This is a genomic window from Salinisphaera sp. G21_0, from assembly GCF_017744115.1.
GTDB lineage: Bacteria > Pseudomonadota > Gammaproteobacteria > Pseudomonadales > Endozoicomonadaceae > Endozoicomonas.
In genome coordinates this window covers 1-23627 of the sequence record NZ_JAGHQW010000071.1, presented here as the reverse complement: position 1 = coordinate 23627, position 23627 = coordinate 1, and the positions used below count along the sequence as shown (strand labels likewise).

General features: G+C 48.5%; 14 protein-coding genes. 3 read left to right on the top strand and 11 right to left on the bottom strand.

Annotation, left to right across the window (positions count from 1 at the left end):
- The 6 genes from J7439_RS22540 to J7439_RS22515 all read right to left on the bottom strand — a co-directional run.
- A partial coding sequence (locus J7439_RS22540) for a DUF1601 domain-containing protein (protein ID WP_209204301.1) occupies positions 1 to 1593 on the bottom strand: 1593 nt, incomplete at its 3' end.
- Positions 1594 to 1646: 53 nt separating this feature from the next.
- On the bottom strand, positions 1647 to 4661 hold the full coding sequence (locus J7439_RS22535) for an RAP domain-containing protein (protein ID WP_209204300.1): 3015 nt from the start codon (positions 4659 to 4661) through the stop codon (positions 1647 to 1649).
- 53 nt (positions 4662 to 4714) lie between these two features.
- The gene (locus J7439_RS22530; protein ID WP_209204299.1) at positions 4715 to 5359 is read right to left on the bottom strand and encodes an RAP domain-containing protein; all 645 of its coding nucleotides are present in this window, start codon (positions 5357 to 5359) and stop codon (positions 4715 to 4717) included.
- Positions 5352 to 7121 (bottom strand): DUF1601 domain-containing protein, encoded by a 1770-nt coding sequence (locus J7439_RS22525; RefSeq protein ID WP_209204298.1) that lies wholly within the window; start codon positions 7119 to 7121, stop codon positions 5352 to 5354. The genes J7439_RS22530 and J7439_RS22525 overlap by 8 nt, the downstream gene beginning before the upstream one ends.
- 88 nt (positions 7122 to 7209) lie before the next feature.
- A complete protein-coding gene (locus J7439_RS22520; RefSeq protein WP_209204297.1) occupies positions 7210 to 10389 on the bottom strand; it encodes an RAP domain-containing protein in 3180 nt (1059 codons plus the stop codon).
- A gap of 94 nt (positions 10390 to 10483) precedes the next feature.
- Positions 10484 to 13612, bottom strand: a complete 3129-nt coding sequence (locus J7439_RS22515; protein ID WP_209204296.1) for an RAP domain-containing protein — start codon at positions 13610 to 13612, stop codon at positions 10484 to 10486.
- A 174-nt stretch (positions 13613 to 13786) separates the two neighbouring features.
- Here J7439_RS22515 and mutM point away from each other — a divergent pair, with 174 nt between their 5' ends.
- The 3 genes from mutM (at position 13787) to yciH (ending at position 16916) form a co-directional block, all read left to right on the top strand.
- Positions 13787 to 14602 carry a bifunctional DNA-formamidopyrimidine glycosylase/DNA-(apurinic or apyrimidinic site) lyase gene (gene mutM, locus J7439_RS22510; protein ID WP_209204302.1) on the top strand — a complete coding sequence of 272 codons (816 nt, stop codon included), beginning with the start codon at positions 13787 to 13789 and terminating at the stop codon, positions 14600 to 14602.
- A 197-nt stretch (positions 14603 to 14799) separates the two neighbouring features.
- Entirely contained in the window at positions 14800 to 16473 is a 1674-nt protein-coding gene (locus tag J7439_RS22505) for a hypothetical protein (RefSeq protein WP_209204295.1), read from the top strand.
- Positions 16474 to 16580: 107 nt separating this feature from the next.
- A complete protein-coding gene (gene yciH, locus J7439_RS22500; protein WP_209204294.1) occupies positions 16581 to 16916 on the top strand; it encodes a stress response translation initiation inhibitor YciH in 336 nt (111 codons plus the stop codon).
- 44 nt (positions 16917 to 16960) lie between these two features.
- Here the strand turns inward: yciH and J7439_RS22495 are convergent, their stop codons facing one another.
- From J7439_RS22495 to J7439_RS22475, 5 genes are all read right to left on the bottom strand, one after another.
- Positions 16961 to 19285, bottom strand: a complete 2325-nt coding sequence (locus J7439_RS22495; RefSeq protein WP_209204293.1) for a hypothetical protein — start codon at positions 19283 to 19285, stop codon at positions 16961 to 16963.
- Positions 19286 to 19650: 365 nt separating this feature from the next.
- Entirely contained in the window at positions 19651 to 20655 is a 1005-nt protein-coding gene (add, locus tag J7439_RS22490) for an adenosine deaminase (RefSeq protein ID WP_209204292.1), read from the bottom strand.
- Positions 20656 to 20904: 249 nt separating this feature from the next.
- On the bottom strand, positions 20905 to 22557 hold the full coding sequence (gene pgi, locus J7439_RS22485; protein ID WP_209204291.1) for a glucose-6-phosphate isomerase: 1653 nt from the start codon (positions 22555 to 22557) through the stop codon (positions 20905 to 20907).
- Between the two features lie 229 nt (positions 22558 to 22786).
- Positions 22787 to 23083, bottom strand: coding sequence for a hypothetical protein (locus tag J7439_RS22480; protein WP_209204290.1), 297 nt, complete (start codon positions 23081 to 23083; stop codon positions 22787 to 22789).
- 335 nt (positions 23084 to 23418) lie between these two features.
- On the bottom strand, positions 23419 to 23627 hold a 209-nt coding region (locus J7439_RS22475; RefSeq protein WP_209204289.1), incomplete at its 5' end, for a hypothetical protein.

Below are 23627 nucleotides of genomic sequence, written 5' to 3'. Positions count from 1 at the left end.
CTCCAGCCCGTTGTCCACCAGTTTCGCCACGGCCCACAGCAGGTTGGCGACTTCCTGTGGCTTGAAGTGGTCTTTCTCTTCTTTTGATTCGGCTTTGGTTTTCACATGGGACAACAGCGCAGTCACGGCCTCTTTGCACTTCTGTGTCTTCTCCAGCCCGTTGTCCACCAGTTTCGCCACGGCCCACAGCAGGTTGGCAACTTCCTGGGGCTTGAAGTGGTCTTTCTCTTCTTTTGATTTGGCTTTGGTTGTCACTTGGTATAACAACGCGGCCACGACCTCTTTGAGCTTCGGTGTTTTCTCCAGTTTCAGCCCGTTGTCCACCAGTTTCGCCACGGCCCACAGCAGGTTGGCGACTTCCTGTGGCTTGAAGTGGTCTTGCTCTTCTTTTGATTTGGCTTTGGTTTTCACATGGGGCAATAGCGCGGCCACGGCCTCTTTGAGCTTCGGTGTTTTCTCCAGTTTCAGCCCGTTGTCCACCAGTTTCACCACGGCCCAAAGCAGGTTGGCGACTTCCTGTGGCTTGAAGTGGTCTTGCTCTTCTTTTGATTTGGCTTTGGTTTTCACATGGGCCAATAGCGCGGCCACGGCCTCTTTGAGCTTCGGCATCTTGTCCAGCTTTAACCCATTGTCCACCAGTTTCGCCAAGGCCCACAGCAGGTTGGCAACCTCCTGTCGCTTGAAGTGGTCTTTCTCTTCTTTTGATTCGGCTTTGGTTTTCACATGGGGCAACAGCGCGGCTACTGTCTCTTTGAGCTTCGGTGTTTTCTCAAGCTTCAGCCCGTTGCCCACCAGCTTCGCCAAGGCCCTCAACAGGTTGGTGATATGCTGAGGAATAAAGTAGTCTTTTTCTTCTTTTGATTCAGCTTTGGTTTGCACATGGGGCAACAGCCCGACCACGGCCTCTTTCAGCTTTGGTGTCTTCTCAAGCTGCAGCCCATTGTCCACCAGTTTCGCCACGGCCCACAGCAGGTTGGCGGTGCCTTGGGCATCAATATCCCAAGCTTCAGATTTTTGATTGCACTTAAGTATTACTGTATCCAGTAAAGCTGACAGTAAAGCAGCTTGAGTTTCCCTATTCCCCTCATCCATGTATGTATGAGGGATAAAAACACCCGCTGAAGTAAATGAATGAAGCATCGTTGTCAGGCTTCGCCAGGTCCACCCGGGTGTCACTTTAAAATCGTGCAGCAATGGTATCAGTTGGCGTTGTTCACTATGATTTAATGGTCGTTTTTCCCTTGATGTGTATTGTTTGATTGAACAGGCAAATTGACTGTGTGTTTTACCATCATAGTGATCACCATAACGAGCAGATACCCTCACCAGCCAATCCATTTTTTCTTGTGTGATGAGAGCATTAAAACCATGAGCAGGTTTTATCGAATGTCCTGGTGGATGGTTAGCAGAGCAGGCAGAAGCAGGATGACGTTCATTACGCTTCTGAATATAGAGTAGTGGCGCATTTACCTGCCTGACTGTGCCATACCTGTATTGCCCACTCCCTGAAGCACCGGCATTATCATCTGGTCGTTTATAATCATTACCTGATGTTGTGTATTTCCAACTTATATCAGCACCGCCTCTGTCCATAATTATATTTCATTAATTCATGGAAAATATAAAAAGTAGACTATTCTACGGCATCAGCAGGTAGCATTTTTTATTGGCTTTTTTCTCTTCCTTGTTCTTTTCTTGGGCTTTTTCGTTTGCTCTTCTAAATATTCTTCGGCCGTAAAATAACAGTCATCTGAACATTGCCCTCCATCATCGGCAGTAAAATATGCCTCGTCTACCGCCCACTCGCCGCTGTTAAGTGACACAGAGCCATGAGTCTCTGGCAGGACGGCTAACTTTGCCTTTATTTGCTCAATAACTATTTTCATTGAATCCTGGTTATCAAGCTTGTTCACCGGGATTTCAATAACTTCAAATCCTAATTTCTGCAGCAGGGCGATTTTCAGCAACGTTGAGCCATTCCTGGTTTTGAAATCACCACTCACGTAATGAAAAGGTCCCTGAATGTCGATAACCATGTTGTAATCTGGCAGTAGCAGGTCAACCGGAGGTAATGAGTGCAGACTCTTTTCTTCTTCAATCTTCAACAACGGAAAATTCGATTGGAGGTGATCGCGGAAGTTGGATTGAGATTGTGAAGTGATTGTCGTGTAATTAGGAATGACCGGACACGCTCTCCCAAGCCAACCTGCGGCCATGGCAACGATGGATTGATCCTCTGAATTGTCCGGGAATGTATTTTCCAGGCGAGAAGATAGTTCACTTATGTGCTTTTCAAGGGAGTGTTTATCATTACTGTCTGAGTCCAGATAAAATCTGGCACAGAACACCATGGCTCCCCATAGAGACATCAATATATCTTGCTGAGAGAGTTGAGGTTTTTTACTGATTCTGTCGACAAGAGAGTCGAACGCAGATTTAACCAGGTTCAGCTCAATGGCCTCACCCAGCTTTGCCAAAGCCCACAGCAGGTTGGCGATATGCTGAGGAGTAAAGCGGTCTTTCTCTTCTTTTGATTCGGCTTTGGTTATCACCTGGGACAACAGCACAGCCAAGGCCTCTTTGAACGTCGGTATCTTCTCCAGCTCCAGCCCATTGTCTACCAGTTTCACCACGGCCCAAAGCAGGTTGGCGGCAGCTTGAGTGTTGAAGTAGTCTTTCTCTTCTTTTGATTCAGCTTTGGTTTTCACATGGTACAACAGCACGGCCACGGTCTCTTTGAGCTTAAGTGTCTTCTCCAGCTCCAGCCCGTTGTCTACGAGTGTTGCCACGGCCCACAGCAGGTTGGTGGTACCTTGAGTATTGAAGTGGTCTTTCTCTTCTTTTGATTCGGCTTTGCTTGTCACATGGGGCAATAGCGCGACCACGGCCTCTTTGAGCTTCCGTGTCTTCTTCAGCTCCAGCCCGTTGTCCACCAGCTTCGCCACGGCCCACAGCAGGTTGGCGATATGCTGAGGAAGAAAGTGGTCTTTCTCTTCTTTTGATTCAGCGTTGGTTTCCACATGGTATAACAGTGCGGCCACTACCTCTTTGAGCTTCCGTGTCTTCTCCAGCTCCAGCCCGTTGTCCACCAGCTTCGCCACGGCCCACAACAGATTGGCGATAGACTGAGAAAAAAAGTGGTCTTTTTCTTCTTTTGATTCGGCTTTGGTTTTCACATGGGACAAAAGTACTACCGCGACCTCTTTCAACTTCGGTGTTTTCTCGAGCTCCAGCCCGTTGTCCACCAGTTTCGCTACGGCCCACAACAGGTTGGTGACATCCTGTAGCTTGAATTGGTCTTTGTCATCTTTTGATTCGGCTTTGGTTTTCACATAGGACAACAGCGCGGCCACGGCCTGTTTGAGCTTCGGTGTCTTCTCCAGCTTCAGCCCGTTATCCACAAGTTTCGCCAGGGCCCACAGCAGATTGGCAACTTCATGTTGCTTGAAGTGGTCTTTCTCTTGTTTAGATTCGGCTTTGGTTTTCACATGGGGCAACAGCGCAGCCACAGTCTCTTTGAGCTTCGGTGTCTTCTCCAGCTTCAGCCCGTTATCCACAAGTTTCGCCAGGGCCCACAGCAGATTGACAACTTCCTGTTGCTTGAAGTGGTCTTTCTCTTGTTTAGATTCAGCTTTGGTTTTCACATGGCACAAAAGTGCGGCCAAGGCCTCGTTGAGCTTCGGTGTTTTCTCCAGCTTCAGCCCGTTGTCCACCAGTTTCGCCACGGCCCACAGCAGGTTGGCGGTACCTTGAGAGTTGAAATGGTCTTGCTTTGATTCGGCTTTGGTTTTCACATGGTACAACAGCGCGACCACAGTCTCTTCAAGCTTTGGTGTTTTCTCCAGTTTCAACCCGTTGTCCACCAGTTTCGCCAAGGCCCACAGCAGGTTGGCAGTACCTTGAGTGTTGAAGTGCTCCTTCTTTGATTCGGCTATGGTTTTCACATGAGGCAACAGCGCGGCCACGATCTCTTTGAGCTGCGGTGTTTTCCCCAGCTCCAACCCGTTGTCCACCAGCTTCGCAACGGCCCACAGCAGGTTGCTGGTCCCTTGTGCATCAATATCACTGGCTTCATTCTTTTGATTGCACTTAAGTATTAACGCATCAAGTAACGTTGACAGTAAATCGGCTTGAGTTTCCCTATACCCCTCATCCATGTATTTATGAGGGGTCAAAATACCCGCGGAAGTCAATGAATGAAGCGTTGTTGTCAGGCTTCGCCAGGTCCACCCGGGGGTCACTTTAAAATCGTGCAACAATGACATCAGTTGACGTTGTTCACTATGATTTAATGGTCGTTTTGCCCCTGATGCGTACCACTTGATTGAACAGGCAAATTGACCATGATGTCTACCATCATAGCGGTCACCATAACGAGCAAATAACCCCACCAGCCAATCCATTTTTTCTGGTGTGATGAGGGCATTAAAACCATGAACAGGTTTTATTGAATGTCCTGATGGATGGTTAGCAGAGCAGGCGTCAGAAGCAGGATGACATTCATTACGCTTCTGGATACAGGACGGTGGCACATTCACCTTTCTGACTGTGCCATGCCTGTATTGCCCACTCCCTGAAGCACTGGCATGAACGTCTGGTTGTTTGTAATCATGGCCTGAAGCTGTGTATTTACAACTTATACCAGCACCGCCTCTGTCCATAATTATATTTCATTAATTCATTGAAAATATAAAAAGTAGACTATTCTACGGCATCAGCAGGCAGCAATTTTTACTGGCTTTTTTCTCTTTCTTTTTCTTTTTTTGGGCTTTTTGGTTTGCTCTTCTAAATATTCTTCGGCGGTAAAATAACAGTCATCTGAAAATTGCCCTCCATCATCGGCAGTAAAATATGCCTCGTCTGCCGCCCACTTGCCGCTGTCAAGTGACACAGAGCCATGGGCCTTTGGCAGGACGGCTAACTTTGTCTTTATTTGCTCAATAACTATTTTCATTGAATCCTGTTTCCGAAGCTTGTTCAACGGAATTTCAATGACTTCAAATCCTAATTTTTGCCACAGGGCGATTTTCAGCAACGTCGAGCCATTCCTGGTTTTGAAATCACCACCCACATAATGAAAAGGTCCCTGAATATCGATCACCATGTTGTAATCTGGCAGTAGCAGATCAACCGGAGGTAATGAGTTCAGGCTCTTTTCTTCTTTAATCTGCAAAGACGGAAGGCTTGATTGGAGTTGATCGCGGAAAGTGGCTTGTGATTCGGAAATGGATATCTGGTAATGGGGGACCACCGGACATGCTCTTCCAAGCCAACTTGCGGCCATGGCAATGATGACGGTTTGAACCTCTGTAATGCCCGGGCATGCATTTTCCAGGCGAGAATATAAGTAGCTAACCATATGAAATCATATATTTCTGACTCCTTGTGCCGGCACTCTGCTTCGTTACAACTCCGGTCACATAGCTACGGCTATGCTCCCTCCGTTGTGCCTCGCATAGTACCAGCCCAAGTAGCCAGAAATATTCGATTCCATATGGCCAGCTACTTAGTTCACCTATGTGCTTTTCAAGCGGGTTTTTATCATTGTTACCTGAGTCCAGATAAAATCTGGCACAGAATACCATGACTCCCCAGAGAGACATCGATATATCTTGCTGAGAGCGTTGAGAGTTTTTACTGATTCTACCGACAAGAGAATCGAACGTAGATTGAACCAGGCTCAGCTCAATGGGCTCACCCAGTTTCGCCACAGCCCACAGCAGGTTGGCAATATTTTGAGGAATAAAGTGGTTTTCCTCTTCTTTTGATTTGGCTTTGGTTTTCACATGGTACAACAGCGCGGGCACGACTTCTTTGGGCATCGCTGTCTTCTCCAGCTCCAGCCCGTTGCTCACCAGTTTCGCCAAGGCCCATATCAGGTTGGTGATTTGCTGAGTATTAAAGTGGTCTTTGTCTTCTTTTGATTCGGTTTTGGTTTTCCCACAGAGCAGCAGCGTGACGACGGCTTCTTTGAGCTTCGGTGTTTTCTCAAGTTTCAGCCCGTTGTCCACCAGTTTCGCCAGGGCCCACAGCAGGTTGGCGATATGCTGAGGAATAAAGTGGTCTTTCCCTTCTTTTGATTCGGCTTTGGTTTTCACATGGGGTAACAGCGCGGTCACGGTCTCTTTGAGCTTCGGCGTCTTCTCCAGCTTCAGCCCATTCTCCACCAGTTTCGCCAAGGCCCACAGTAGATTGGCGACTTCCTGTGGCTTGAAGTGGTCTTTCTCTTTTTTTGATTCGGCTTTGGTTTTCACATTGGGCAACAGCGCGGTCACGGCCTCTTTCAGCTTCGGCATCTTCTCCAGCTTCAGCCCATTGCCCACCAGTTTCGCCACCGCCCACAGCAGGTTGGTGACTTCCTGTGGATTGAAGTGGTCTACTTTTGATTCGGCTTTGGTTTGTACATGGGGCAACAGCGCGGCCACAGCCTCTTTCAGCTTCGGCGTCTTCTCCAACACCAGCCCATTGTCCACCAGTTTTGCCGAGGCCCACAGCAGGTTGGCGATACCTTGTACATCAATATCACTGGCTTCAGTTTGTTGGTTGCACTTAAGGATTAATGCATCAAGTAACGTTGACAGTAAAGCGGCTTGAGTTTCCCCATACCCCTCATTCATGTATTTATGAGGGGTAAAAACACCCGCGGACGTAAATGAATGCAGCGTTGTTGTCAGACTTCGCCAGGACCACCCGGGTGTCACTTTAAAAGCGTGCAACAATGGTATCAGTTGGCGTTGTTCACTATGATTTAATGGTCGTTCTGACCCTGATGTGTACCGTTTGATTGAGCAGGCAAATTGACCATGATTTCTACCATCATAGCAGCCACCATAACGAGCCGATATCCTCGCCAGCCAGTCCATTTTTTCTGGTGTGATGAGAGCATTAAAACCATGAACAGGTTTTATTGAATGTCCTGATGGATCGTTAGCAAAGCAGGCGTCAGAAGCAGGATGACATTCATTACGCTTCCGGAGATAGGGGCGTGGCGCACCCACCTGCCTGACTGTGCCATACCTGTATTGCCCACTCCCTGAAGCACCGGCATGATCATCCGGTTGTTTATAATCATTACCTGAAGTTGTGTATTTCCAACTTATACCTGCACCGCCTCTATCCATATTTATATTTCATTGATTCATGGAAAATATAAAAAGTAGACTGCTGTCTTGTTTATAGTTCATCTTGCTTAAATGTCTAAAAGATTAATTAGTGCTTGTGTAAATAAGTTTTTACCAACTTTTTTCTCTTCCTTTTTCTTTTTGGTTTACCTGTTTGCTCTTCTGAATACTCTTCGGCAGTAAAATAACAGTCATCTGAAAATTGCCCTCCATCATCGGCAGTAAAATATGCCTCGTCTGCCGCCCACTCGCCGCTGTTAAGAGACACAGAGCCATGAGCCTCTGGCAGGACGGCTAACTTTGTCTTTATTTGCTCAATAACTATGTTCATTGAATCCTGTTGCCAAAGCTTGTTCACCGGGATTTCAATGACCTCAAATCCTAATTTTTGCAATAGAGCGATTTTCAGCAACGTCGAGCCATTCCTGGTTTTGAAATCACCACTCACGTAATGGGAAGGTCCCTGAATGTCAATAACCGTGTTGTAATCTGGCAGTAGCAGGTCAACCGGAGGTAATGAGTTCAGACTCTTTTCTTCTTCAATCTTCAAAGACGGCAAGTTTGATTGGAGGTAATCACGGAAGGTGGATTGAGATTGTGAAATGACTGTCCTGTAATCAGGAATGACCGGACACGCTCTCCCAAGCCAAGCTGCGACCATGGCAATGATGGATTGATCCTCTATATTGTCTGGAAATGTATTTTCCAGGCGAGAAGATAGTTCACCTATGTGCTTTTCAAGGGAGTATTTATCATTACTGCCTGATTCCAGATAAAATCTGGCACAGAATACCATGACTCCCCAGAGAGATATCAATATATCTTGCTGAGAGGGTTCAGGGTTTTTACTGATTCTGTCGACAAGAAAGTCGAACGTGGATTTAACCCGGTTCAGCTCAATGGCCTCACCCAGTTTCGCCACAGCCCACAGCAGGTTGGCGATATGCTGAGGAATAAAGTGATCTTTCTCTTCTTTTGATTCGGCTTTGGTTGCCACTTGTGACAACAGCGCAGCCAAGGCCTCTTTGAGCTTCGGTGTCTTCTCCAGCTCCAGCCCATTGTCTACCAGTTTTGCCACAGCCCAAAGCAGGTTGGCGATATGCTGAGGAATAAAGTGGTCTTTCTCTTCTTTTGATTCGACTTTGGTTTTCACATGGGGCAACAGCACGGCCACAGCCTCTTTGAGCTTCCGTGTCTTCTCCAACTCCAGCCCGTTGTCTACAAGTGACGCCAAGGCCCACAGCAGGTTGGCGGTACCTTGAGTATTGAAGTGATCTTTCTCTTCTATTGATTCGGCTTTGGTTATCACATGAGGCAACAGCGCGGCCACAGCCTCTTTGAGCTTCCGTGTCGTCTTCAGCTCCAGCCCGTTGTCCACCAGCTTCGCCAGGGCCCAAAGCAGGTTGGCGATATGCTGAGGAATAAAGCGGTCTTTCTCTTCTATTGATTCAGCTTTGGTTACCACATGGCACAACAGCAAGGCCACGACCTCTTTAAGCTTCGGTGTCTTCTCCAGCTCCAGCCCGTTGTTCACCAGCTTCGCCACGGCCCACAACAGGTTGGCGATTTGCTGAGGAAAAAAGTGGTCTTTTTCTTCTTTTGATTCAGCTTTGGTTTGCAAATGGGCCAACAGCGCGGCCATGGCCTCTTTGATCCCCGCTGTCTTCTCCAGCTCCAGCCCGTTGTCCACCAGTTTCGCTACTGCCCACAACAGGTTGGTGGCATTCTGTCGCTTGAATTGATCTTTCTCTTCTTTTGATTCGGCTCTGGTTTTCACATGGGGCAACAGCGCGGCCACGGCCTCTTTGAGCTTCGGTGTTTGCTCCAGCTCCAGCCCGTTGTCCACCAGTTTCGCCACGGCCCACAGTAGATTGGCGACTTCCTGTGGCTTGAAGTGGTCTTTCTCTTCTTTTGAGTTGGCTTTGGTTGTCACTTGGTACAACAACGCGGCCACGGCCTCTTTGAGCTTCGGTGTTTGCTCCAGCTTCAGCCCGCTGCCCACCAGTTTCGCCACGGCCCACAGCAGGTTGGCTACTTCCTGTGGCTTGAAGTGGTCTTTCTCTTCTTTTGATTGGGCTTTGGTTGTCACTTGGTACAACAACGCGGCCACGGCCTCTTTGAGCTTTGGTGTTTGCTCCAGTTTCAGCCCGTTGTCCACCAGTTTCGCCACGGCCCACAGCAGGTTGGCTACTTCCTGTGGCTTGAAGTGGTCTTTCCCTTCTTTTGAGTTGGCTTTGGTTGTCACTTGGTACAACAACGCGGCCACGGCCTCTTTGAGCTTCGGTGTTTGCTCCAGTTTCAGCCCGTTGTCCACCAGTTTCGCCACGGCCCACAGCAGGTTGGCTACTTCCTGTGGCTTGAAGTGGTCTTTCTCTTCTTTTGATCTGGTTGTCACTTGGCACAACAACGCGGCCACGGCCTCTTTGAGCTTCGGTGTTTGCTCCAGTTTCAGCCCGTTGTCCACCAGTTTCGCCACGGCCCACAGCAGGATGGCGATATGCTGAGGCATAAAGTGATCTTTTTCTTCTTTTGATTCGGCTTGGGTTTGCAAATGGGGCAACAGCAAGACCACGGCTGCTTTGAGCTTTGCTGTCTTCTTCAGATCCAGCCCATTGTCCACCAGTTTTGCCGAGGCCCACAGCAGGTTGGCGATACCTTGTACATTAATATGACTGACTTCTGTTTTTTGGTTGCACTTAAGTATTAATGCATCAAGTAAAGTTGACAGAAAAGCAGCTTGAGTTTGCCTATCCCCCTCATTCATGTATTTATGAGGGGTCAAAGCACCAGCTAAAGTCAATGAATGAAGTGTTGTTATCAGACTTCGCCAGTTCCACCCCGGCGTCACTTTAAAATCGTGTAACAATGGTATCAGTTGACGTTGTTCACTATGATTTAATGGCCGTTTTGACCCTGATGTATACTGTTTGATTGAACTGGCAAATTGACCATGATTTCTACCATTATAGCGGTCGCCATAACGAGCAGATCCCTCCGCCAGCCAATCCATTTTTTCTGGTGTGATGAGGGCATTAAAACCATGAACAGGTTGTATTGAATGTCCTGGTGGATGGTTATCAGAACAGGCATCAGAAGCAGGATAAAATTCATTACGCTTCCGGGTATAGCGCAGTGGCACATTCACCTGTCTGACTGTGCCATGCCTGTATCGCCCACTCCCTGAAGCACCGGCATGATCGTCCGGTTGTTTATAATCATTACCGGATGTCATGTATTTCTGACTTATACCAGCACCGCCTCTATCCATATTTATATTTCATTCGTTCATGGAAAATATAAAAAGTAGACTGCTGTCTTGTTTATAGTTCATCTTGCCTGAGTGTCTATAAACTCTGGTTTAATTAATGCTTATGTAAATAAGTTTTACCGGCTTTTCTTCTATTCTTTTTTCTTTTTGGTTTATCTGTCTGCTCTTCCAAATACTCTTCGGCAGTAAAATATGCCTCATCTGCCAACTCCTCGTCCCTGTTAAATGACACAGAGCCACGAGCCTCTGGCGGGACGGCTAACTTTGCCTTTATTTGCTCAATCACTGTTTTTATTGAATTCTGCTTCACAAGCTTGTTCACCGGGATTTCAATGACCTCAAATCCTGATTTCTGCAGCAGGGCAATTTTCAGCAACGTCGAACCATTCCTGGTTTTGAAATCACCACTCACGTAATGAGAAGGTCCCTGAATGTCGATAACCAGATTGTAATCTGGCAGTAGCAGGTCAACCGGAGGTAATGAGTTCAGACTCTTTTCTTCTTCAATCTTCAAAGACGGAAGGCTTGATTGCAATTGATCGCGGAAGGTGGATTGAAATTGTGAAGTGGTTGTCTTGTATTCAGGGATGACCGGACACACTCTTCCAAGCCAGTTTGCGGCCATGGCAATGATGGATTGATCCTCTGAATTGTCCGGGAATGTATTTTCCAGGCGAGAAAACAGGTCACCCAGGTGCTTTTCAAGCGAACTTTTATTATTAGTGCCATCATAAAGATAAAATCTGGCACAAAATGCCATGACTCCCCAGAGAGACATCAATATATCTTGTTGAGAGAACCGGAGGTCTTCACTGATTCTGCCAACAAGAGAATCGAACGTAGATTTAACCAGGTTCAGCTCAATGGCCTCACCCAGTTTTGCCACGGACCGCAGCAGGTTGGCGATATGCCGGGGACTAAACTGGTCTTTCTCTTCTTTTGATTCGGCTTTGGTTTTCACATGGGGCAACAGCACGACCACGGCCTCTTTGAGCTTCGGTGTTATCTCCAGCTCCAGCCCATTATCCATCAGTGTCGCCAGGGTCCACAGCAGGTTGGTGACTTCCTGTGGCATGAATTGGTCTTTCTGTTCTTTTGATTCGGCCTGGGTTGTCACATGGGGCAACAACGCGGCCACGGCCTCTTTGAGCTCCGGTGTTTTCTCCAGCTCCAGCCCTTTGTCCACCAGTTTCACCAAGGCCCACAGCAGGATGACGGTAGTTTGAGTGTTGAAGCGGTCTTTCTCTTGTTTTGATTCGGCTTTGTTTTTCACATGGAGCAACAGCGAGGCCACGGCCCCTTTAAGCTTCGCTGTCTTATCCAGCTCCAGCCCATTGTCCACCAGTTTCGCCATGGCCCACAGCAGTTTGGCGATATGCTGGGCATTAAAGTGGTCTTTCTCTTCTTTTGACTCGGCTTTGGTTTTCACATGGGACAACAGCGCGGCCAAGGCCTCTTTGAGTTTCGCTGTCTTCTCCAGCTCCAGTCCATTCTCCACCAGTTTCGCCACGGCCCATAACAGGTTGGCAATATGCTGAGGAATAAAGTGGTCTTTCTCTTTTGATTTGGCTTTGCTTTTCACCTGGGACAACAGCGCGGCCACGACCTCTTTGAGTTTCGCTGTCTTCTCCAGCTCCAGTCCATTCTCCACCAGTTTCGCCACGGCCCATAACAGGTTGGCAATATGCTGAGAAATAAAGTGGTCTTTCTGTTCTTTTGATTCGGCTTTGGTTTTCACAAGTGGCAACAGCGCAGCCACGACCTCTCTGAGCCTCGGCGTCTTCTCCAGCTCCAGCCCATTGTCCACCAGTTTCGCCAAGGCCCACAGCAGGTTGGCGACTTCCTGTGGCTTGAAGTGGTATTTCTCTTCTTTTGATTCGGCTTTGGTTTTCACATGGGGCAACATCGCCACCACGGCTTCTTTGAGCTTCGGTGTCTTCGCAAGCTCCAGCCCGTTGTCCACCAGTTTCGCCAGGGCCCACAGCAGGTTGGCGGTACCTTGAGAATTAAAGTGGTCTTTCTTTTCTTTTGATTCGGCTATGGTTTTCACATGAGGCAACAGCGCGGCCACGGCCTCTTTGAGTTTCGCTGTCTTCTCCAGCTCCAGTCCATTCTCCACCAGTTTCGCCACGGCCCATAACAGGTTGGCAATATGCTGTGGAATAAAGTGGTCTTTCTCTTTTGATTCGGCTTTGCTTTTCACATGGGACAACAGCGCAGCCACGGCCTCTTTGAGTTTCGCTGTCTTCTCCAGCTCCAGTCCATTCTCCACCAGTTTCGCCACGGCCCATAACAGGTTGGCAATATGCTGAGGAATAAAGTGGTCTTTCCGTTCTTTTGATTCAGCTTTGGTTTTCACAAGTGGCAACAACGCAGCCACGACCTCTCTGAGCCTCGGCGTCTTCTCCAGCCCATTGTCCAGCAGTTTCGCCAGGGCCCACAGCAGGTTGGTGACTTCCTGTGGCTTGAAGTGGTCTTTCTCTTCTTTTGATTCGGCTTTGGTTTTCAAATGTGGCAACATCGCCACCACGGCTTCTTTGAGCTTCGGTGTCTTCGCAAGCTCCAGCCCGTTGTCCACCAGTTTCGCCAGGGCCCACAGCAGGTTGCTGATACCTTGTGCATCAATATCACTGGCTGCGTTTTTTTGGTTGCACTTACGTATTACTGTATCAAGTAAAGTTGACAATAAAGATGCTTGAGTTTCCTTAACCCCTTCATCCAGGTATTGATGAGGGGTAAAAACACCCGCTGACGTCAATGAATGAAGCGTTGTCGTCAGACCTCGCCAAGCCCACCCGGGGGTCGTTTTAAAATCGTGCAACAATGGTATCAATTGGCGTTGTTCACTATGATTTAAAGGTCGTTTTAAAGTGGATGTGTATCGTTTAATTGAAGTGGCAAATTGACTGTGTTTTTTTCCATCATAGTAATCACCGTGACGAGCAGATAGCCTCACCAGCCAATCCATTTTTTCTCGTATATTGAGCGCATTTAATTCATGAACTGGTTTTACTGAGTGTCCTGGTGGATAGTAAGAAGAGCATACGTCAGAAGTATTATAAAATTCATTACGCCTCGGGATGTAGGGTAGAGCATGCCCCTGCCTGACCGTGCCCTGCCGGTATCGCCCACTCCTTGAAAAACCGGGATGATCATCCGGTTGTTTATAATCATTACCTGATGTTGTGTCTTGCCAACTTATACCATCAGCGCCTCTATTCATGATTATTCCTGAATTCAAGCCGAAAAGAATATAAAAAGTAGACTACTGTTCTGTCCAGGGCTCATTATTCAGAAGGGTCACCAGTTAGCGTATGATAAAACTGATAACGGATTTGATGACCGGCGACCGGCATCACCAGGCAGCAGTTTGAACGTATCAATGGAGCAGACATCCATGCCGGAGCTACCAGAAGTTGAAACTACCCGGCGAGGCATTAAGCCTCATATTGAAGGTCACACCATTCAGGAAATCATCGTCCGTGAACCCAGACTCCGCTGGCCGGTGCCTGACAATATCAATCAAATCCTCAGTGGCAAGACAATCAGGCAGGTAAAAAGAAGGGCAAAGTATCTGCTGCTGGATACCGGGTCAGGCCACCTGATTCTGCACCTGGGGATGTCCGGCAGCCTGAGGGTGATAAAAACCAATACACCTCCGGAAAAACACGACCATATTGATATTCTGCTGACCGATGGCCAACGGTTAAGATACACAGACCCTCGCCGCTTCGGCGCTGTTCTCTGGTCTGCACGCCCTCTCAATGAACATAAGCTGCTAAAGCATTTGGGGCCTGAGCCGCTGGACAGTGAGTTCACGGCCCGGCGTCTATGGCAAATGTCCCGGGGCAGAAGCCAGTCTGTAAAGACGTTTATCATGGACAATAAAGTAGTGGTCGGTGTCGGTAATATTTATGCCAGTGAAGCGTTGTTCAAAGCCGGGATAAGGCCTGACCGGGCCTGTGGCAAAATCTCTCTGAACCGCTATGAACGGTTAGTTGATGCCATCAAAGAGACTCTGGCCAAAGCCATTGAACAAGGCGGTACCACCTTGCGTGATTTTGTCGGGGGAGATGGCAAACCCGGTTACTTTAAACAGGAGCTGGCGGTTTATGGCCGGGCAGGTCAGCCGTGCATAAAGTGCGGCAAAACCATTAAGGAAATAAAACTGGGGAACCGCAGCAGCTGTTATTGTGCTCATTGCCAGCGGTGATGTACGACAGTATTAGGGCTAGGTTAACGACTTAACAGAGAACGCAATTTGAGATTGATAAACAACTATTGCGTGCAAAAAAATCAGGAACTTGTCACGGGCTTAAATGGTCAGATTCTTCACTGTTTGCATATCATCTCAAACCAGCCAAAACAGGTCATTTCAAGTCGCTGCCAAGTCGGGGTCATGAAAAGCAGATGAATCTTACAATTAACGGCAAATATCATCCCCGGGGGAATCGGTATCAGGTAGACAAACCCTACGAAGGGTTTGGTAATGTCATCAAGCTGGAAATATATACCGGGGGCTATGGCCGTAGAGCTTACTTTGCCAAAACTCAACGGGTTGTACAGGCTGTATCCTGCCAGCATCCTATCCTGGTTGACTCGTGCATGCCAAGCAGTTGCCTGGTAGAAATGGATTTATCCAGCCGCTATATAGTGGTTGCAGATGAGTGGCGAGGCCCTGACTTTCATTTGATTGTCAGAAAATTACAAGAGAAAAGGATATACGCCTTGACTCCAGTTCAACGTGAAGATTTTCATGCCGTAAAATCCATGCTTGAAAAAAGCTACTACACAGACAACGGTAAGTTAAGGGACAGTACATTTAAAGGGCATCTGTCTCCGGCAAACATGGCTGAAGCGGGCATCGGGTTGCACAGAAAAGAAGTCGTAAATTGTCACTATGGTTTTGTTGGATTTCTCAGGCATGACTATAAGCACCACTATATGTCAATTGATCCAGACTGGCATGACTGCTGGTCTACACCCAAGATCAGGCATCAAGAGTTGTATAACTGTCCGCCCTGCATAGAGAGGAAAAAATACCAATATCCGGTGTTGACCACTGAGTCTGGTGAAGATGTCACCGGAGCAACATTCCAAATGGTCATAGGGGGTGGTTTTGTCCCGCATCTAGACCCCGGTTGCACACAAGCAGTGCTGGTGACTGACAAAAATCATGAATTGCCTGTAATGGACAGCCAGGCCGCACAACGCGAAGTGTTTTTGATCATAATTGACACACTGAAGAAAGGGATCAGACACAGGGTTGAGAAAAATGATATTGGTATTTTGGACTTCGCCCAACAGGTTCAACAGGTGATATTTCTTGAACACTTCAATGCCTTATTGGTGAAGCTTCAGCTGGAAACAGACCGATTCATAACACTTTTAAACCAGTTTCAATTGCAGGTAGAAAATAAAGATGACAAAGATGAGATCAGAAAAAAAATAAAGGTAATTACTGAGGCATTAAAAGCGGATGTCATTAAAAAAGAAATAAGTGAATTTATTGATGTAATCACTAATTATGAGAAGGCAAACGCTTTTTCAACAATAATGAAACGACTGAAAGACCGTAAGCGTATGGCTGGAGCCGAAGATATGCCTGAGCTTGATAGGGTTGAGCAAGAGCTGGTCAAATTGAGTAAAAGTTATTCTGGGCAATTTTTTCTGGATAATTTTTTTGACAGTTCCGTCAAGACAGCAGACTTTGACGATTTTTTTGCCGATTTTCAGCACTATTTCTGGAACAGGTCAGACGACAGTCAGTTAATTGCTGATATAATGATTTCCCGTTCTGAACTTCTGGCAACCATAAACCCGGTCCATGATAAAGTCGAAGAGCTGTTAACCACCTACCTGGAAGCTTGCAATGGCCAGGATCCTTCTGACAACCCTGCTCAAACTTTGCAAAGCCCCCTGTTAGGTGAGTTTGTACCCTGTCGGCTAACCTCTGCATCCCTGGCTAATGATAAAACGTCTTATTTATGGAAAACAGGGAATACTTTTCGAATACCAAACTGCTGCGTAACCGGCTGGTTGACTGACACTGACCACGTACTTCACTGTCATTTACCATCCTGATTATCGGTTACTCTGCACAATGAGGAGAATTGTGGGGCAGTTTTTTCTTCAAGACCTGATACTGTTTTTTTGTTAAAAAGATCATTTTCTGAACCCAGAGGTTAACAATGAGCAACTATCAACGTAGCTCGGACAGTAAACTGGTCTATTCCACCGATGTTGGTCGAATCAAGGAAGAAACCAACCCGCCAGAAGTGGTGGGCGATGGCAACGTGCGGGTCCGCCCGGAGAAAAAAGGGCGAGGCGGTAAACTGGTCACCGTCATCAGCGGGCTGCCACTGTCAGGTAATGAACTGAAAGCGTTGGCCAAGCAGTTAAAGAAGCGCTGTGGCGGCGGGGGTGCAGTTAAAGAGGGTAATATTGAACTTCAGGGAGACCATGTTGATATCATGGTTGACCATTTGAAAAAAGCGGGTTTTGATGCCAAACGATCCGGTGGGTAGCAGACACCGGTTGGCTACAGAATAAGCCAGCCGGTGAAGGTTAATCAACAGGTTTTCAGCCGGTCAGCATAAGCCTGCAGCTCTGTGCCCAGTTGCTTGATCAGTGGATCGTCATTATCTCTGGTCATCTCCAGGGCGGAAATCTCAATAAAACTGGCCACTGACACGGTTGCAGCCCGGGTTTGCTGACAGGCATCAAGAATGTTACGCACAATTCCCAGCGTTTTCGTTCTTTGTTCCTGCAGTTGACCGGTGAACAGCTGGTTGTACCATTTTGCCGAGGTGCCGCTTTCCAGCGATGCCATGGCCTGCACAAGCGCTTGCGGAATATCAACGTTACTGATCCCGGTCTGAGCTGCATCGGGCACCTCTATACAGGTCCGGGCTTCAAGAAACAGCGCGATGATCTTACTGGTCTGGTCGTTGGTCAGAGACTTCTCCGTCATTGCTTTCTGAATGTATGTCCGGCACCCGGCAATAGCTTGCTTTGCCTGTGCGTTTACCGGCGACTGATCGGTGATTTTCTGTAGTTCAGTATCTATGTTTTTCAGTAGCGTTTCCTGCCGGATATCGGCGCAAGCCAGTGTTTCCGTCAGTTGTCTGCTGAGTTGGGTGAGAATCTTCGAGTGTTCAGACTGGCTGTTTTCGCATTCGCTGTTGATGTTTTCTGCCTGCTTCCGGATTAACCCCGTGGTCTTGTAATAATCCGAATACTTTGTGAGTACGACGTCGGTTAACTGCTTATGCGCCTGGCTGGTTTCAGCCGGGCGATAACCATTGATTTCTGACGTCAGCTGTTCCGGTATTGTGGTTATCAGACAGTCAAAAGCGGCCGCTCCCGACATCAGACACGCCAGCTTCTGTTCATCGCCAATCACTTTGAACGCCTCAATCATCTCTGCCAGGCGAGCCTGTTCATCGGCTTTCTGGCGGGCAAACATCTGCAACAGTGCCTGAGTCTCATGGGGTTTATTCACCACATTGAGTGTTTTTTTCAGGTGGGTTGGCGAGGTGAATATCGGGCCATAGACATTGATAAACTGCTGATCAAAAACCTGATCTTCAGCATTTTCTCCAGACTGGCATAGCAGCTGTCCAACGTCTTTAAATTTATTCAGTACCGTTTTTTGCGTTAACGGTGTGGGGCCATCCAAAAGCAGCTTACGACACAGCAGGTTTAACAAATGGTATCGGCTATTGCCCTGGTCAGGTGTCAGCTCTGTTAATAGCTGCCAGACTTCACCAGGCAACTTTTTATCGAAGGCAGCCAGTTTGCCAATGGCCTTGTCGATTTGAGTCAACACCTCCAGGGAAAGCTCCGGCTCGTTAGCAGTTGAAACACTGTCCAGTAGCGCAAGGGCATCCTGACATGCTTTACAGGCTTTATCAGGGTTCATTGACAGCCGTTCGCTCTTCTGCCCGGCCGCTGACAGGAAAGGGCTGAGAGGATCATAGTGCTGATATTCCGAGGCCACGTAACGGATAACAGACTGTCTGGCTCTTTTACCCGCCTCTGGACTATCATTGTCGAGGGTTATTGCCAGTGCTTTTAGCTGTTGTGATACTAAATCTTCCGCTGAGTATGTCTGCTTCTGGCTCTGAGGATGTGGTAAGGGTGCAGTACGGGCAGGTTCAACCTTAATTGCGGTTATCGGTTTAGCAGAGGTGCTGGCCATATTATGCAAAGAGGCTGTAACACCGGGTTTCTGTAATTGCTGCTTTAGCTCAGACGCATCCCGTTCCAGGCGTTGACTTAACTGTTTCTGAAGTATCTGTGCCGGCTTTAAGGGTTTGGTATATCTGGTTAGCCGACTTTTGGCCTCTTTAAATACTTTTTCAACTTTTGCCAATTCATCCACCGCCGGCTGCAGCAGTTGCTCGATGGGTTCTTCTTCTGATTTTTTCCGTGTTGATGCGAGCGCTTTTTCCAGATTTTTTATCTTTTCCAGTGATGGCATTAATCCCCGAATCATGAACGCTGAGATTTCAGAGGAGTGCCGGTATAAAAAACGATCATCCATCAACAGGCTCTGGATTCTCTGGTTGTAGCAGGTCATCAGCTCATGAGCCTTTTTGTAGAGTTCTGACAGTTTTTTCCTGAGTTCACTCTTGTCGCTGATAGCAGTCGCAGGCAGTGCATTTATATCAGACAAAAGCTTGTGTTCTATGGTTCGGGAATCCTGTTCCCACGGCTCAGCGGGATACTCTTGCAGCCCCCCTTTATCAGCAGGCTCTGCCACAACCTGCCCTTTAAGCTTGCGGTGATCGGTAATCTGCTCAGACGGAGCCTTAGCCTCAGGATGGAATGGGCCATTAATGGTGACAAGCGCTTCACTACTTGAATCTTTTTGTATTTGCTCAGAATCCATGACCGTTGTCCTTTCCTTGCCTTCAGGCGTTTAACCTCTGTGTGCCAAAAAATGCCGCTTTCTGGCCTTTGATATCATCTTTATTTTGTTTGCAGTGTTACTCTGCTTACCGGGAGCCACTCATGGCTAATTACTGATAATTACTCGGCAGCGTAGCTGGATGCTGGATAACGGCTCGTCGGAAAGGGAAATCCTGTGTCAGGCTGGATGCCTGTTTAAAAGGGAGCAGGAGCCTGCAGGATGTCGAGCAACCTGTTTCTGCCCGGAGTCGAGGGGTTTAAACGGGGAGTTGGCCTTGACGGCGAGTTTGGGTTGCATTCCCACGGGGAACCGTGGGAACAGGTGCCTGTGGTATATCAGAGCTTTCAGGTACGGTTCTTTGCTTTGGCTTGCAAAGAAATTTTTTCCTCTTCAGACAAAAAAGCAATACTCAAGCCGTTTTCCTGTGCCTGGCGGATATCATCCTGTGTCAGCCCGGCTGCAGGTGCAGCCACCTCATATTCATGGGGCAGTTCAATGCCCTCCACCGCCGGATCGTCCGTGTTGATGGTGGCCAAAATGCCATGGTCGAGAAACTTTTTGAGTGGATGGCTCTGAATATCAGGAAACGTATTGGTCTGGATATTGGAGGTCAGACAGGACTCAATACCGATCTGGTGTTCTGCCAGATAATCCATCAGCTCAGGATCATAGATGGCTTTTACCCCATGACCTATCCGGGTTGCACCCAGCTCCCTGATGGCCTGCCACATACTTTCCGGGCCAGCGGCTTCTCCGGCGTGAATGGTGATGTGCAGGCCAGCATCGCGAACCTGGCGGAAATGGTCAACAAACAGCGCTCCGGGTTTACCCAGCTCATCACCGGCAAGATCAATCGCAACCAGCTTGTCTTTGTATGCAAGGCAGGCATCCAGTTCTTTCTGGCAGGCTTCCTGGCCAAAGGTACGACTCAAAATACCGATCAGGTTGGTTGCCACACCGAAGTCACGGCTACCGGCAGTCACGCCGTCAATCACCGCTTCAACAACACCTTCGGGGTCAAGGCCGTGGGTCATCGCCATATACCCCGGACTGAAGCGCAGCTCGGTATAATCAATGCGGGCGTTCATGGCATCTTCGACATTTTCATACGCTATGCGGCGACAATCATCGTAGTCCGCCAGTACCTTAACGCCCCAGTCCAGCTTGCTTAAAAAACTGACCAGGTCCGGTTCCTGGCTGATGACCCGGACATGGGGAATCAGGTCTTTCAGGTTGTCTGCCGGGAGCTGGAGATTGTTCTTCCTGCCCAGATCCAGAATGGTTGCCGGTCGGATATTACCATCCAGATGGCGGTGGATATCGGTCAGGGGGATTGCTGGTGTAATCATGGCGTTGTACTTATTTCTATGATCAAAAGGTGAAGGGTTCTATGATACCTGATTTTTCAGAGGAAGCGTTCCCTGGGAACCTGGGTTGGAAAAAGCAAGGGGCCTGACGGTTGGTTCGGGTGTCGGCTCCTTCAGGAACCGACGCGGTTAGACCCTTTTACGGGCTTTTTGCAACAGCCTCTGGATCGTGGGAACGAGTCCATAAGAGCGATGTCCGAAATCATAATATTCCGGACATTCGACCAGATGTTAGCGGTTAAACTGCTTGAAACGTCTGATCAGGCCATTGGTTGAGCTGTCCTGGTCGGTGGTTTCTTCTTTCGCACGAATTTTCTCAATCAGGCGATCGCCCAGCACTTTACCCAGCTCAACGCCCCATTGGTCGAAGGGGTTAATCTGCCAGATAGTGCCCTGGACAAAGACTTTATGCTCATACATGGCAATCAATGCACCGGTGGTTTCCGGTGTGATCTTTTCAGGAACAATCATACTGTTCGGACGATTGCCCGGAATCACCTTGTGAGCAGCCAGACGTTCCACCTGGTCAGCATCCATACCAGAAGCGGTGAGTTCATCCCGCACTTCTTCCAGTGTTTTGCCCTGCATCATCGCCTGACTCTGGGCCAGGGCATTGGTATACAGCCAGGGATGTTGTTCGCCAATCGGGTTATGGGTAGTTGCCGGGGCGATAAAGTCCACGGGAATTAACCGGGTTCCCTGATGCAGTAACTGATGGTAAGCGTGCTGGTCATTAGTACCGGTACCGCCCCAGATCACGGATCCGGTGTGGTAGGCAACGGTGCTGCCATCTTCACGGGTACGCTTGCCGTTACTTTCCATATCCACCTGCTGCAGGTGGCCCGGCAGATCTCGCAGGAAGTAGTCATAGGAGATAACAGCATGGGATTCAGCACCCATAAAGTTCTGATACCAGACACCCAGCAGACCGGCAATCACCGGCATATTTTCAGCCAGCGGGGCTGTGCAGAAGTGCTGGTCCATGGCTTCAGCGCCTTTTAGCAGACGCTCGAAGTTGTCGTAGCCGACCACCATGGAAATCAACAGGCCGATGCTGGACCAGAGAGAGTAGCGACCGCCAACCCAGTCCCACAGCGGCAGGGTGTTTTCCTGGGCGATACCAAACTGGTCAATGGCTTTCAGGTTGGTGGAGATGGCCATAAAGTGCTTACGGATATCCTGCTCGGCACAGCCCTGGGCAATCATCCAGGCTCTGGCAGCCTGGGCATTTTGCAGGGTTTCCAGGGTACCAAAGGACTTGGAGGCAACGATAAACAGCGTGGTTTCCGGATCAATTTTACCCAGAACTTCTGACAACTCGTTAGGGTCAATATTCGCCACAAAGTGATGTTCAAAACCCTTAACGTGGTAAGGGGTCATGGCATTAATCGCGGTTTTGAGCCCCAGGTAAGAGCCACCGATACCAATATTAACGATATGTTTGATCGGCTTGCCGGTATGGCCAAGCCACTGTCCGGAGTGAACCTGTTCAGTCATGGCCTGCATACGGGCACGGGTCTCACGGATCCCGGGCATGATGTCTTCACCATCCACCATCACCGGAGCATCACCGAAGCTTCTCAGTGCCGTATGGAGCACCGCACGCTTTTCCGTGTAATTGATCTTGTCACCGGCAAACATGGCGTCACGGGCTTGTGCCAGATTGGCCTGCTCCGCCAGCGTTACCAGAGATGCCATTACATCGTCGTTAATCAGATGCTTTGAGTAATCAAGAAACAGGCCAGCAGCTTCAAGGCTGTAGCGGTCAAACCGGTTTGGATCTTCAGCAAACAGGTCGCGTAGATGGGTATTGGCCATTTGCTGCTGAAGGGCAGCCAGATCTTTGGATGCGGGCAGATGATCCAGGGCAGTTGAGTTAATCACTGTCTTGCCTCATTAGATAAGGATGGAAGGTAGGCTGGATAAGAAAGGTGGGGAATATACCTTACTTATTGATAGCGGGAAAATAGTTAGCATGATACGAGTCAACCCTATCGATTATATAAAAAGACTTTCACCACAAAGGCACAAAGACACAAAGGAAGAAAAAAAGAAATCTTTTCTTTGTGTCTCTGTGCCTTTGTGGTTCAAATTCAAATCTATCAACCTAATATCAATCCCCCTGTTCGCTTACACCACTCACCGATTTTGTCGGCGTTTCAGGCAGTAATTGATACTCTGCAAGAGCCTTGATGACACTTTCCCGATAACGCGGGGGCCCCCCACAGCAAGCACTTGACTGCATATCCAGTGGGCAGCGGCGCTCAACTGTCCATGTACCGTAATTTTGCGGCTTGGGAAGCGAGGGTTTTTGCCCACTGACAGCGTCACTTTGGGGCGCATTAACAGAACTGCCAGCCACCTGGCTTGAACAGCCGCCGTCGTACACCTTGGCTGTTGTTGCTTGCATGATAACCTCTCTATTGACCAGTCACACCCCGAACAGGCTATTCCATACCCACTCAGTAGCTACTTTGAACTGGTCGACTGGTCTGGCCGAATTACCCGCAAAGGCAATTGTGGTCGTATAACTGACGATGTTCCGCCTATCCTGGAGCGCCTGGGTATTGACCCACTTGAGTGGCTGGAGACTATGCGCTGGAATAATCGCTTTCACCGTGCGTTGGCCTCACTGAAAACTTATGTAGAAAGCATTGGAAAAGGCTGGGTTCATGGCATGGCTGTGAGCAGGGGACTTTTTATCTATTTCCCAGTGTTCGCCATGGGGCTGCTGCTATCTGTTGCCTACCTACCGGTTGGTTCACCATGGTTATCGTCAGAGTCAGCCCCATGTTCGGTCAGTACATGGTACACAGGGCTGCCTGGTCGGGTGGGTTTTCCAGTGTTCGCCACGGAGTTGCTGCCTGTTGCTATACCGGGCTGTCCGTCCGCCACCGGTTCACCATGGCTATCGTCAGAGTCAGTCCCATGTTTGGTCAGTACATGGTACACAG